Origin of the sequence: Mesorhizobium sp. NZP2077 (assembly GCF_013170805.1) — a bacterium.
Taxonomy (GTDB): Bacteria; Pseudomonadota; Alphaproteobacteria; order Rhizobiales; family Rhizobiaceae; genus Mesorhizobium.
Genome location: NZ_CP051293.1, coordinates 1,224,192 through 1,236,210, shown reverse-complemented (window position 1 = coordinate 1,236,210; position 12,019 = coordinate 1,224,192). Strand labels below are relative to the sequence as shown.

General features: G+C 61.6%; 18 protein-coding genes and 1 other RNA gene. 7 read left to right on the top strand and 12 right to left on the bottom strand.

What is annotated here, in order from left to right:
• The first annotated feature begins 1 nt into the window (after position 1).
• Positions 2–478, top strand: a complete 477-nt coding sequence (locus HGP13_RS06005) for a DUF1772 domain-containing protein (protein WP_172222746.1) — start codon at positions 2–4, stop codon at positions 476–478.
• Between the two features lie 45 nt (positions 479–523).
• Here the strand turns inward: HGP13_RS06005 and HGP13_RS06000 are convergent, their stop codons facing one another.
• The 9 genes from HGP13_RS06000 to HGP13_RS05960 form a co-directional block, all read right to left on the bottom strand.
• Entirely contained in the window at positions 524–835 is a 312-nt protein-coding gene (locus tag HGP13_RS06000) for a SelT/SelW/SelH family protein (RefSeq protein WP_172222744.1), read from the bottom strand.
• Positions 832–1,617 carry an RDD family protein gene (locus HGP13_RS05995; RefSeq protein WP_172222741.1) on the bottom strand — a complete coding sequence of 262 codons (786 nt, stop codon included), beginning with the start codon at positions 1,615–1,617 and terminating at the stop codon, positions 832–834. The genes HGP13_RS06000 and HGP13_RS05995 overlap by 4 nt, the downstream gene beginning before the upstream one ends.
• A gap of 105 nt (positions 1,618–1,722) precedes the next feature.
• Positions 1,723–2,472: a YebC/PmpR family DNA-binding transcriptional regulator gene (locus HGP13_RS05990; RefSeq protein ID WP_112559692.1), complete on the bottom strand. Its 750-nt coding sequence runs from the start codon at positions 2,470–2,472 to the stop codon at positions 1,723–1,725.
• A gap of 221 nt (positions 2,473–2,693) precedes the next feature.
• Positions 2,694–3,461, bottom strand: a complete 768-nt coding sequence (locus HGP13_RS05985; RefSeq protein ID WP_172222738.1) for a TerC family protein — start codon at positions 3,459–3,461, stop codon at positions 2,694–2,696.
• A gap of 68 nt (positions 3,462–3,529) precedes the next feature.
• Positions 3,530–4,354, bottom strand: a complete 825-nt coding sequence (locus HGP13_RS05980; protein ID WP_172222735.1) for a YmdB family metallophosphoesterase — start codon at positions 4,352–4,354, stop codon at positions 3,530–3,532.
• 53 nt (positions 4,355–4,407) lie between these two features.
• Positions 4,408–4,908: a DUF3592 domain-containing protein gene (locus tag HGP13_RS05975; RefSeq protein WP_172287157.1), complete on the bottom strand. Its 501-nt coding sequence runs from the start codon at positions 4,906–4,908 to the stop codon at positions 4,408–4,410.
• A 108-nt stretch (positions 4,909–5,016) separates the two neighbouring features.
• Positions 5,017–5,601, bottom strand: coding sequence for a 5-formyltetrahydrofolate cyclo-ligase (locus HGP13_RS05970; protein WP_172222730.1), 585 nt, complete (start codon positions 5,599–5,601; stop codon positions 5,017–5,019).
• A 97-nt stretch (positions 5,602–5,698) separates the two neighbouring features.
• Positions 5,699–5,854, bottom strand: a non-coding RNA gene (gene ssrS, locus HGP13_RS05965) — 6S RNA.
• Positions 5,855–5,879: 25 nt separating this feature from the next.
• A complete protein-coding gene (locus tag HGP13_RS05960) occupies positions 5,880–6,359 on the bottom strand; it encodes a DUF4345 domain-containing protein (RefSeq protein WP_246707297.1) in 480 nt (159 codons plus the stop codon).
• Between the two features lie 91 nt (positions 6,360–6,450).
• On the opposite strand from HGP13_RS05960, the gene HGP13_RS05955 reads away from it, so the two are divergent.
• The 6 genes from HGP13_RS05955 to msrB all read left to right on the top strand — a co-directional run bounded on the left by HGP13_RS05955 (position 6,451) and on the right by msrB (position 10,680).
• Complete coding sequence (locus tag HGP13_RS05955; RefSeq protein WP_172222727.1) at positions 6,451–7,290, top strand: MoxR family ATPase; 840 nt, start codon at positions 6,451–6,453, stop codon at positions 7,288–7,290.
• Positions 7,291–7,292: 2 nt separating this feature from the next.
• Positions 7,293–7,634, top strand: a complete 342-nt coding sequence (locus HGP13_RS05950) for a hypothetical protein (RefSeq protein ID WP_172222724.1) — start codon at positions 7,293–7,295, stop codon at positions 7,632–7,634.
• Between the two features lie 85 nt (positions 7,635–7,719).
• Positions 7,720–8,166 carry a GNAT family N-acetyltransferase gene (locus tag HGP13_RS05945; RefSeq protein WP_172222721.1) on the top strand — a complete coding sequence of 149 codons (447 nt, stop codon included), beginning with the start codon at positions 7,720–7,722 and terminating at the stop codon, positions 8,164–8,166.
• A gap of 8 nt (positions 8,167–8,174) precedes the next feature.
• The gene (locus tag HGP13_RS05940) at positions 8,175–9,365 is read left to right on the top strand and encodes a VWA domain-containing protein (protein WP_172222718.1); all 1,191 of its coding nucleotides are present in this window, start codon (positions 8,175–8,177) and stop codon (positions 9,363–9,365) included.
• A gap of 18 nt (positions 9,366–9,383) precedes the next feature.
• Complete coding sequence (locus HGP13_RS05935; RefSeq protein WP_172222715.1) at positions 9,384–10,181, top strand: MBL fold metallo-hydrolase; 798 nt, start codon at positions 9,384–9,386, stop codon at positions 10,179–10,181.
• Between the two features lie 100 nt (positions 10,182–10,281).
• Positions 10,282–10,680 (top strand): peptide-methionine (R)-S-oxide reductase MsrB, encoded by a 399-nt coding sequence (msrB, locus tag HGP13_RS05930; RefSeq protein ID WP_172222712.1) that lies wholly within the window; start codon positions 10,282–10,284, stop codon positions 10,678–10,680.
• A gap of 70 nt (positions 10,681–10,750) precedes the next feature.
• Here the strand turns inward: msrB and HGP13_RS05925 are convergent, their stop codons facing one another.
• Genes HGP13_RS05925 through HGP13_RS05915 form a run of 3 tightly spaced genes read right to left on the bottom strand, consistent with a single transcriptional unit; the run spans position 10,751 to position 11,805 of the window.
• Entirely contained in the window at positions 10,751–11,047 is a 297-nt protein-coding gene (locus HGP13_RS05925) for a hypothetical protein (RefSeq protein WP_172222709.1), read from the bottom strand.
• A gap of 6 nt (positions 11,048–11,053) precedes the next feature.
• On the bottom strand, positions 11,054–11,494 hold the full coding sequence (locus HGP13_RS05920) for a hypothetical protein (protein ID WP_172222707.1): 441 nt from the start codon (positions 11,492–11,494) through the stop codon (positions 11,054–11,056).
• A 50-nt stretch (positions 11,495–11,544) separates the two neighbouring features.
• Positions 11,545–11,805 (bottom strand): DUF2312 domain-containing protein, encoded by a 261-nt coding sequence (locus tag HGP13_RS05915; RefSeq protein ID WP_010912082.1) that lies wholly within the window; start codon positions 11,803–11,805, stop codon positions 11,545–11,547.
• Positions 11,806–12,019 lie beyond the last annotated feature (214 nt).

The window sequence follows — 12,019 nt, the reverse complement described above, 5'->3', positions numbered from 1 at the left end:
AATGACCAAGCTTGTTCCCGCCCTCACCATCATCGCCGCAATCGGCTCGGGCGTCGTCGGCGGCGTGTTCTTCGCCTTTTCCAACTTCGTCATGGCAGCACTTGCCCGGCTGCCAGTTCCGACTGGCATCGCGGCGATGAATTCGATCAACATCACGGTGATCACGCCGACCTTCATGACGGCGCTGTTCGGCACCGGCCTGCTCTGTCTGGTGCTTATCGCCGCCGCCATCATGGGCTGGAGCCAGTCCGGCTCGTACTGGCTGCTTGCCGGCGCGGTGGTCTACGTGATCGGCAACCCGATTGTGACCATGGTCTTCAACGTGCCGCTCAACGATGCGCTTGCCGCCGTCGACCCGGCCAGCAGCAACGGCGCCGCCGTGTGGGCGAACCATCTGAGCCAATGGGTGATGTGGAACCACGTCCGCACCGTCGCCGCCATCATGGCGATGGCCTGCTTCATTTTCGCGCTGCTTTAGGAGGCGCTGTCTGAAAGCAAGAAGACCCCGCTCAGGCGGCCTCGCTCAGGCGGGGTCTTTTTGCGTGTGACCCTTGCGGTCGGAATGACCGAGATCGCGGTCGGGGTCGATCACGTCGCGCACCAATTGCTTGAGCTTGGCGGCATCGGGAAAGCCGCCGTCGCGCTTGCGGTCCCAGATAAGAACGTCGTTGCAAGAGATGGTGAAGATGCCGCCGGTGCCGGGCACCAGCGTCACTTCACCGAGATCGGTGCCGAAGGTGGACAGCAGCTCCTGCGCCATCCAGCCGGCGCGCAGCAGCCACTGGCACTGCGTGCAATAGGTGATGACGACGCAATGCTTCCCTGACGCGTTCATTGGTCCGTCTCCAGAACGCGCACGGTCGTTCCAGCAACCCGATCATGTATTGGCTCGTTGCCGAGTGCGATGGTCAGCGCGATCCAACATGGCCAGAGGAAAGCTAGGGCAGACACGGTAAAGGCGATTACGATTTCCAGTCGGGAATAGTTCAGGATGGGTGCCGGAACGGTTTTCCAGGTCTGGAAAGCAAAGAAAGCTCCGACCAGCGTCGCAGGTAGATAGCCCAGGAATTTTACCACCTGCCGACGAACGGCTTTTTGCAAGGCGAGGCCTTCCCGATGCCAATCCAACTCGTCATGGACGAAGAGGGCCAGGACCCCCTTGCCCAGCGACCGGCTGAAAGCCCCCTCCATCACAAGAAGATAGGTCGCCAGGACCAGCACCTTGAGGAAGCCTAGATCCAGTGCCGCTGTTCGAAAATTTCCGTTTGAATCAAGGTCAATCGAAAGGGTTGAGACTGCCTTCGATTGAGGGTCCGTACTCGTGCCAGCTGCCCATCTGGCCACTGGAAAACCGAAAAAGGATGTTGCACAAACCTGCCAATCGTAGCGGGAAAGTGACAGATCGCCTGTTCCTTTCAGACTGGCGGACTGGCAGGTTTTCCAGTTCAGCCAGAAGTTGCCTTTCACTCCGCCGTCGGTCATCAGAAACAAGGCCGCAACCAGCGCATAAAGGGCGACGAAGATGACAAGGTAGTCGATAAGCGAGGCGAAAAGCCGTCGCCAAAGGCCGCCGGGACGAGGCCAGGTCACGGCAAATTCAACGCCTTCGTCAGTCATCTTCCCTCTCGCCGACAACTGACTGCGCTACACCTTCGGCGGACGTTTCTCAAGTAGCGAGGCCATGCTACCCGCCTGTAGCGCCTTTGGCCACCGCCTTGCAGCTCACGCCGCGCTAAGTTTGGCCATGGTCTCGTCGTCGACCTCGAAATTGGCATAGACGCTCTGCACGTCGTCATCGTCTTCGAGCGTGGCGACCAGCTTCATCAGCGATTGTGCACGCTCTTCGTCGACGGGGACGTTGTTCTGCGGCTGCCAGATCGGCTTCACCGATTCGGCCTCACCAAGCGAGGCTTCCAGCGCCTTCGACACTTCGCCCATACTCTCGAAGGCGCAATAGATCGTGTGGCCTTCCTCATCAGATTCCACGTCATCGGCGCCGGCCTCGATTGCCGCGTCCATGACCTTGTCGGCGCTGCCGACGGAGGCCGGATAGTAGATCTCGCCGGCACGATTCCACATGAACGACACGGAGCCGGTTTCGCCGAGCGCCCCGCCGGCCTTGGTGAAGGCGGCGCGTACATTCGACGCCGAGCGGTTGCGGTTGTCGGTCAGGGCCTCGACGATCAGCGCCACGCCGCCCGGCCCATAGCCTTCATAGCGCACCGCTTCATAATTCTCGGCATCGCCCATCGACGCCTTGTTGATGGCGCGCTGGATGTTGTCCTTCGGCATCGACACCGCCTTGGCGTTCTGGATCGCCAGCCGAAGGCGCGGGTTCATCGATGGGTCGGGCGTGCCGCTCTTGGCGGCGACGGTGATTTCTCGCGCCAGCTTGGAAAACATTTTCGACCGCACCGCGTCCTGGCGGCCCTTGCGGTGCATGATGTTCTTGAACTGTGAATGGCCAGCCATGGCACCCCTGTCGTCTTCTCGGCTAGAGCATCATGTAGCCAGGTGGATCACCTCGCCCTTGCAACAATGCTCGAATTCAAAATTTCAGAGCGTCCGAGCTGCTACCCGCGGAAGCACGTCGTTCTCTGTCGGAATGGCCGGCTTATAGATAAATCGGCTCAATTCGTCCAGACGCGCCGTGCTGGGGCGCGGTTGGTCATGATGATCCCGCTGCCGATCGCTTAGTGCCCGATGCCTGGCTTCGCCTTCTTGCGCCGACGCGCCAGCATGTTGAGCCCTTCGACCAGGGCTGAAAAGCCCATCACCGCATAGATGTAGCCCTTGGGCACGTGGTAGCCCATGCCGTCGGCGATCAGCGTCATGCCGATCATCAGCAGGAAGCCCAGCGCCAGCATGACGATGCTGGGATTCTTGGCGATGAAGTTGGCCAGCGGCCCGGCCGCCAGCATCATCACGGTGACGGCCACGATCACGGCGATGTACATGATGGCGATCTCGTCGGTCATGCCTACGGCGGTGATGATGGAATCGATCGAGAAGACGAGGTCGAGCAGCAGGATCTGGAAGATCGCGCCGGCGAGGCTGATCTGCAGCATCCCGCCCAGCATCGTGTCCTGGTGGTCCTCGGGGTCGACCGTGTGATGGATTTCCTTGGTCGCTTTCCAGACCAGGAACAGGCCGCCGGCGATCAGGATCAGGTCGCGCCAGGAAAAGCCGTGGCCGAAGGCGGTGAAGACCGGCGTCGTCAGCTGGACGATGATCGAAATGGTGGCGAGCAGCACCAGCCGCATGACCAGCGCCGCCGAGATGCCGAGCCGGCGGGCGCGGGCCCGCTGCGCTTCCGGCAGCTTGTTGGTCAGGATCGAGATGAAGATCAGATTGTCGATGCCGAGCACAATCTCAAGCACCACCAGCGTCAGCAACGCAACCCAGGCTGTCGGGTCGGATACAAAATGAAAATGCGGCGCCAGAAACTCAATGAGCTGCATGGAGGTCGTCCCCTACGATCTAGAGCAGTGTCGCCGGCAGTTAGGTACTGCAAACCTCTATATCAATGTCACGACCAGAAAGATGGAGCCGTTTCTTCTAATCGCGGCCCGCGACGAAACGGCGCGATCTTCTCGGTTAGGCCGGTACGATCGGAAATATTGACACCAACCCCACACAATGTCGCCGGTCCCGTCGCCGCCTCGAAACGCCCCTTCGGCACTTTCGACAGGAACCGGTTGAGCGGCTCCTCCTTGTCCATGCCGAGCGAGGAATCGTAGTCGCCGCACATGCCGGCATCGGACAGATAGCCGGTACCGCCATTGAGGATCTGGTGGTCGGCGGTCGGCTGGTGGGTGTGGGTGCCGACGACGAGACTGGCGCGGCCATCGACGAAATGCGCGAAGCACATCTTTTCCGAGGTCGCCTCGGCATGGAAGTCGATGACCACCGCATCCGCCTGTTCGCCGAGCGGACAGGCGGCGAGCTCGCGCTCGCCGGCCTGGAACGGATCGTCGAGTTCGGGGTGCATGAACACCCGGCCCATGATGTTGGCGACCAGCACGCGCGCGCCGCCCCTGGAGATGTAGACGCCGGAGCCGCGCCCGGGCGTGCCCTTGGGAAAGTTGGAGGGGCGCAGAAAACGCTCTTCGCGCGGCGCGAAGGCGAGCGCGTCGCGCTGGTCCCAGACATGGTTGCCGGTGGTGACAACATCGGCGCCGGCCGCGATGGTCTCGCGGAAGATCTCTTCGGTGATGCCGAAGCCGCCGGCAGCATTCTCGCCATTGACGATAACGAAATCGAGTTTGAAATCCGAGATCAGCCCAGGCAGTTGTTCCCAAACCGCCGTGCGTCCCGTCTTGCCAACCATGTCGCCGAGGAAAAGAAGTCTCATATCCACTTCTATCCAGAGCCATGGACGCTAGGCAAGCGGTACTACGGCTGGCCCTAACGCCGGCCGAAAGTGGCGCGCGGCGGCTGGGACGGTTTTGCGCTCGGGCTCGCTAAGCCAACGGACGACGGCGTCATCGGCAATGTCGGTGGCGCGTTCCGTCGGCATAGCCAGAAGAACCAGATGTAGAAGGCGATGAAACCGCCGGTAACGGCAAGCAGCAGCAATCCGCCGCGCCAGCCTTTCATCGCGGCGGTATCGAGCTTCGATGGATCGGCAGGGTTGTAATACATCTCCACCTTGTGGCCCACAGATGCCTTGTAGAGACCGATGATCTTTCCCTTGCCGGACCAGCTCATCGTCGCGTCGTTGGCGACATAGGTGACGGCGACATCGATGCCATCCGTGGTGAGGCCGTTTTCCTGCTTTTCACTGTAGGGGCTGACCGACGTTACGGTTGCGACGGTCTGATGCCAGGCGGCCTGGTGATGCAGGGAGGTTCCGATGACGTGCAATGCCATCGCCAACAGCACTACCGCGAGCAGGACGAACGGCATCAGCAGGAAGCATGCAAAGACAAAAGTCATGGTTGCCGTCGGCCCGGACTGTATTATGGGAACACTATCCGACATGTCTTGGAAACGCGTTAAGCAGATCGCGATCTTTTAAGCGATGCCGAAGCGGCGCAACCCGCTCTCGGTGAGTATTTCCGGAATGACGACGTCGTGGGGTTCGTCCGGAACCTGCGAAACCTCCTGGCAGTCGAAGGCGATGCCGATCAATCGGGGCGCATGCCCCTTGTCGACAAGTTTCGCGATCGCGCGGTCGTAATAGCCGGCGCCATAGCCGATGCGATGGCCGCGCGCATCAAAGGCGGCGAGCGGCACCAGCATCACCTCGGGATCAAGCACCTCCGCCTCTTCATGGGGCCCGACTGTGCCAAAACCCATTTCGACCATCGGCGCGCCGCGCACCAGCTCGCGAAAGACGATCGTGGTCTTGTCGAGAATGGCAGGCAGGCAAAGCCTCGCGCCCTTTTCACGCAAGGCAAACATCAGCGGCCGCACGTCAACCTCCGAACGCATCGGCCAGAAACCCGATACGATCTGACCGGGCTCGATGGCGAGATGATCGCGCGCCGTCTCGGCCATTTCGAGCGCTGCCTCCACCCGCCAGAATTCATCGAGCGCATCGCGGCACCCAAGCGCTGCGAGCCGCAGCTGTTTTTTCAGGTCTTTGAGAGATGTCATGCGCGGACGATAGAAAAGGCCGGATGTGGATGGCGTTTTGGGAGCGACGTTTTCTACCGCATGATCCACCGAAATGCGTGGATACCGGGGCAAGAAGTGACGATCCACACAACCGGTGGAGAGAGCGATCCCGGGAACCTACAAAGTAGGTGGGCGCCGTATGAGAAAACCCACGGGTCTTCCCAGGGACAGCTCCCTAAGGATCGTTAAGGCCCCGGGGAAAATGTTCTCCTGCCGGGAAGCACAGACCGTCCTCCCCAATATAGGCCCCTGGTTGCCTAAGCGCCAGTGAGACGGGCACACTCACTGGCTTTATTCGCGACACGCCTTTGCCACCAGACCAGCGCCGGCACCGCCAGCAGTTCGACGCAGAGGCCGGCTATGTGTCCCGCCGATGGCGCGCCGACCAGAACCAGCGAAACAAGCCGTGCCAGTCCGCCGGTGAACGTGCAGGCGGCAAGCAGCCGGAACCGCTCGGTCTTGGTCTCGATGCCGGGAATGCAGCTGTACCAGGCAATGCCGATGGCCAGGAAAAACCCGGACAGGAAGCGGAAATGGCTGTCGAGATCGGCCGGCCATGGACGGATGACGTGCAGGAATTCCGGTCCGGACAGGATACCCTCGATGCCGACCAAGACCGGCGTGGCCGCCAGCACCGCGACAACGATCTGCAGTGCGGTCTTGCCTGATATCTTGTCGTTCATGCCGCCGCCCTTCGGCCTGCCAAGCGGCCTCACGTCAGCAACGGATATTTCCATCCCGGGTTTCAAGCCCATTCGTCGCAGCCGGCTCGCCCTTGCACAGGCTGACCGGCGTCCTTACGCTCATGGCGTGAACCAAGGAGCAAAAATGCGTTTCGAAGGCACGGCGGCCTATGTCGCCGACAAGGATCTGATGGTGGCCGTCAACGCGGCGATCGCGCTGGAGCGGCCCTTGCTGGTCAAGGGCGAGCCCGGCACCGGCAAGACCGAACTTGCCCGCCAGGTGGCATCGGCACTCGGCCTCGACCTCATCGAATGGCACGTCAAATCGACGACGCGGGCGCAGCAGGGCCTCTATGAGTACGACGCTGTGTCGCGGCTGCGCGACAGCCAACTCGGCGACAGCAGGTTCAACGATATCAAGAACTACATCAAGCGCGGCAAGCTCTGGGAGGCGTTCGCAGCGGGCAGAAAAGTTGTGCTTTTGATCGACGAGATCGACAAGGCCGACATCGAGTTCCCCAACGACCTGCTGCAGGAACTCGATCGGATGGAGTTCTTCGTCTACGAGACCGGCGAGACCATCCGCGCCGCCGTCCGCCCTATTGTCATCATCACCTCCAACAACGAGAAGGAGCTGCCGGACGCCTTCCTGCGCCGCTGCTTCTTCCACTACATCCGCTTTCCCGACGTCGACACGCTGCACAGGATTGTCGATGTCCACTATCCCGGCATCAAGCAGAATTTGGTGCGCGCGGCCCTCACCCAGTTCTACGAAATCCGCGACGTACCGGGACTGAAGAAGAAGCCGTCGACCTCCGAAGCGCTCGACTGGATCCGCCTGCTGGTCGCCGACGACATCGCGCCCGAGGATTTGCGCGCCGACCCGAAGAATGCACTGCCCAAGCTGCACGGTGCGTTGCTGAAGAACGAACAGGACGTGCACCTGTTCGAGCGGCTGGCCTTCATGGCGCGGCGGCAGGGTTAGGCATGCCGGAAGAGTACGCGGACATAGAAGTTTCGATAACGCGCTGGATCGACGACGACCCGCAACCGCGAATCGTCGAATTCGAATTCAGCGACCGATTTGGCCGCCAATGGCGCTTCCACGAAAAGCAGGTCTATGCTTCGTCAGAGTGGCTGGATGCTGATTGCGCCTATCGGCGACTAGGTGATGTCCGTTGCCTCGTATTATCCCGATGGCAAGACGAAGAAGGCCGAGCGATCGTGGGAATCGACACGTTTCGGGGAGGCTCTGTTGAATCTCTGGAGGAAGTTCGTCGCTTCGAAGTCTTCGCCAGCCAGCTTTTGCCCAGAGGGCCGTCAAGTTAAAACAGGATTAGACGGTTATCGTGCATGGACCCTTGTGGCGGCAGTGGACATTGCCGAAGCTGGCTCATGAAATGGGAGCATTCCAATGTCTGAGATTACTATCCGCCCGCTCGCACAGTCCGACCACGCCGACTGGAAGCGCCTGTGGACCGACTACCTGACCTTCTACGAGACCAAGCTGCCGGAAGAGGTCTACGCCGTCACCTGGAAACGGCTGTTCACAGCGGGTGAGTTCGAGCCGAAGGGTTTTATCGCCACCCTCGACGGCAAGGCGGTCGGCATCACCCACTATCTCTACCACCGCTCAGGCTGGTCCGAGAAAAACAACTGCTACCTGCAGGACCTGTTCGCCGACCCGGACGTGCGTGGCAAGGGCATCGGAGCCGCGCTGATCAAGGCTGTGAAGGACGCGTCGGAAAAGATCGGCGTTAAGAACGTCTACTGGATGACGCACGAAACCAACACCACCGCACGCAAGCTCTACGACCACGTCGCGCGTCGCACCGGTTTCATCGAGTATGATCTGCTGTAGATAGAAAAATGTTCATCCCCTTCTTCCTCGAATTGAAGGCAGCGCGGGTTCCCATTTCGCTCCGAGAATATCTGTCGCTGCTGGAGGGCCTGGAGGCCGGGCTGGTCGACTACGACGTCGAAGGTTTCTACTACCTCGCCCGCGCCGCTCTGGTGAAGGACGAGCGCCATATCGACCGCTTCGACCAGGTGTTCGCGCATGTCTTCAAGGGCATCGAGGTGCTTGGCGGGCCGGATGCGGTCGACGTCGCCAATATTCCCGAGGAATGGCTGCGCCGGCTCGCCGAAAAGCACCTGACCGAGGAAGAGAAAAAGCTGGTCGAGGCGCTTGGCGGTTTCGAGAAGCTGATGGAGACCTTGAAGCAGCGGTTCGAGGAGCAGAAGGGCCGCCACCAGGGCGGCTCGAAATGGATCGGCACCGGCGGCACCTCGCCCTTCGGCGCCTATGGCTACAACCCCGAAGGCGTGCGCATCGGCCAGCACGAAAGCCGCAACCGCCGCGCGGTAAAGGTCTGGGACAAGCGCGAGTTCAAAAACTTCGACGATGCCGTCGAGCTTGGCACCCGCAACATCAAGATCGCGTTGAAGCGGCTGCGCCGCTGGGTGCGCGAAGGCGCCGAGGAAGAATTCGACCTGCCCGGCACCATCCACGCCACCGCCGAGCACGGCTATCTCGACGTGCAGACGCGGCCCGAACGGCGCAACGCCGTGAAGCTCCTGATGTTCTTCGACGTCGGCGGCTCGATGGACGATCACATCAAGAGTGTCGAGGAGCTGTTTTCGGCGGCGCGTGCCGAATTCCGCCAGCTCGAATATTTTTACTTCCACAACTGCCTCTACGAGGGCGTGTGGAAGGACAACCGGCGCCGCCATGCCGAGGTGATCCCGACCTTCGATCTTCTCCACAAATACGGTGCGGACTACAAGGTGATCGTCGTCGGTGACGCCTCGATGAGCCCCTACGAGATCGCACACCCCGGCGGTTCGGTCGAACACTGGAATCCGGAGGCCGGCGCTGTCTGGCTCGGCCGCCTGCTGCAGCAATGGCCGAACGCGGTATGGCTCAATCCTGAGACCCAAAAGAACTGGGGCTTTACGCATTCGATCACGATGATCCGCGACATTTTTGGCGGCCGCATGTTTCCGCTGACGCTGGCCGGGCTCGAAGGCGCGACGAAGCAGCTTTCCAGAAAGCATTGAAAGAACGACGGAGTTCCGATGGCTTGCTTCCTCTGCCTGCAGTGCGGCGTCCAGTTCGCGGCGACGGAGACGCCGCCAAAACACTGCCCGATCTGCGAGGACGAACGGCAGTTTGTGCGCTGGGAGGGCCAGGCCTGGAGCACACAGCAAGAGCTCGCTGCCGGGCATAGGCTTGTGATGCTGGACGATGCCGGTGTGCTCGCCTTCGGCATCGAGCCGCGCTTCGCCATCGGCCAGCGGGCGCAACTCGTGCAGACGCGGCACGGCAACGTGCTGTGGGACTGCGTCTCGATGGTGAGCGACGAGGCGGTAGCCGAGATCAACCGTCGCGGCGGCCTGGCGGCCATCGCCATCTCGCACTGCCATTTCTATTCGGCGATGGCCGGATGGAGCGAGGCCTTTGGCGGCGTGCCGATCTATCTCCATGCCGACGACCGCCAGTGGATCATGCGGCCGCATCCCTCGATCGTCAGCTGGGAAGGCGAAACTCTTGCCATCAATCCCTCGCTGACACTCATCCGCTGCGGCGGCCATTTTGCCGGCAGCCAGGTGCTGCACTGGCAGCACGATGGCGGCAACGCCCTGCTGACGGGCGACACCGTCCAGGTGACGCCGACCCGCCGCCATGTCAGCTTCATGTACAGTTATCCCAACCAGATACCGCTCAACGCGGCCGCCGTGCGCCGCATCGCGGCAGCACTTGAACCATATGACTTCGACGACATCCGCGGCGCATGGTGGGAGCTGAACATCATCGGTGGCGCAAAAGCGGCGTTCAACGCATCGGTCGCTCGTTATCTCGCGGCTATCGCATGACAGTCGATCGAAAATGCGAGAAAATCGCGTAACAAATGCCTATGTTGGAGCGAATATCCGGTTGCAATCAACAACGAGCCGCCAAGGCTGAGGAGATCAAATGGACACCTACCCCGTCACCCGCACCGACGCCGAATGGCGCGCCCGGCTGACGCCGGAGCAATATGCGGTCATGCGCGGTCACGGCACCGAGCGGCCGGGAAGCTGCGCCTTGCTCTACGAGAAGCGCGCCGGCACATTTTCCTGCGTCGGCTGCGACCAGCCGCTGTTCGAATCCAAGCTGAAGTTCGAGAGCGGCACCGGCTGGCCGAGCTTCAACGATCCGGTGCCCGGCTCGGTCGAGAACACCATCGACCGCAGCTACGGCATGGTCCGCACCGAATGCCACTGCGCCCGCTGCGGCAGCCATCTCGGCCATGTCTTCGAGGACGGCCCGCCGCCGACCGGCCTGCGCTACTGCATCAACGGCGTGGCGCTGAAATTCGACCCAGCGGCCTGAACGGGCCCTGATGGTCGGATCATACAAAGGGCGGCTTCGGCCGCCCTTTGTCGTGCTGCGTTCGGCCCCTTCAGACCGCCACCGTGGCGACGAGCCAGAGCGCCGAGCCCAAAAGCATCAGCGAGGCCTTGGCGCCCGATTGCTCTGCCGTCCGCCAGACCGCGATGGTCAGGAAGATGTTGTAGGGCACCGGTGCGAAATGCACCGCCAGCACGAGGCCGAGCGGCATTTTCAATCCAAGCAGGATCAGTGCTGCCGCGGACGAAGCAACGTTAATCCCCGTCCCGACGAAGATCATGTCGCGCCAGAACAGCCGGTCGATCGGCACCTGGCCAAGCCAACGCGAGCGGAAGAAATCCGCGAACACCGACGCCTACCTCTGTCCAAGCACTTCGATGACAGCGCGCTCGACACGCGAGCATTCCGTCACCAGCCAGTCGGTCATGGCAGGCCAATTGTCCTCGGCATAGCAGTTCACCCGCCACATCGAATTGATGCCGAGGCCCTCGCAGCTTTGCTCCGGCCTGAGCCTCAGCCTGTCTTCGATGGCTGGCTGGAACGGCTTCAACCGCGACCAGCTTTCCGTGGCGCCGAACTTCTCGTTGCGGCCGAAGAAGACGCCGACATGGTTCTGCGCCGGCGCGACATACATGGAAAGAACCAAGGCGAAGTCGGGCAGCCCGCGCTGCCAGAACCAGGGTCCGCGCCGCGCCAGCCGGGCTCGTTCTTCCGGATGCCGCTCAGCGAACAGCGTCCAGAAGCCGCGATGGCTGAATTCCGAGGCGCGGCGACCGCCGAAGTCGAATTCGCTCATGGTTCAAACCGTATGACCGGCGACCGCATCGGCGCCGGGGCGGTTAGTTCTTACACCATGCCGAGTGCGGCCATATACAGATCGAGGATGGCGTCCTCTTCCTGGCGCTCGGCCTGATCCTTCTTGCGCAGACGGATGATGGTGCGGATCGCCTTGGTGTCGAAGCCGGTGCCCTTGGCCTCGGCGAAGACTTCCTTGATGTCGTCGGCGATCGTCTTCTTTTCTTCCTCGAGCCGCTCGATGCGCTCGATCAGGGCACGCAGCTGGCCGGCGGCAACAGTCTGGCTGGTCTCGGTGATATCGTCGGCCATGTTCTTCTCCAAAGATTGGTTCTACGCCGCGACTCGCGGAAAGACGGCGGCGAATTTGAGCCGGTTCGATGCCCGACCGGCGGCGGCGGGTCAAGCTGTTATCGAACAGCTAACCAAGGGCTGCCGACAGAAGCCGACAGCCATCTCGCCCACATGGACCTGGGCATGCCGAGATTCAGGTCAGGCCGAGCCGAGAATGGTGGCTTCCGAGAAC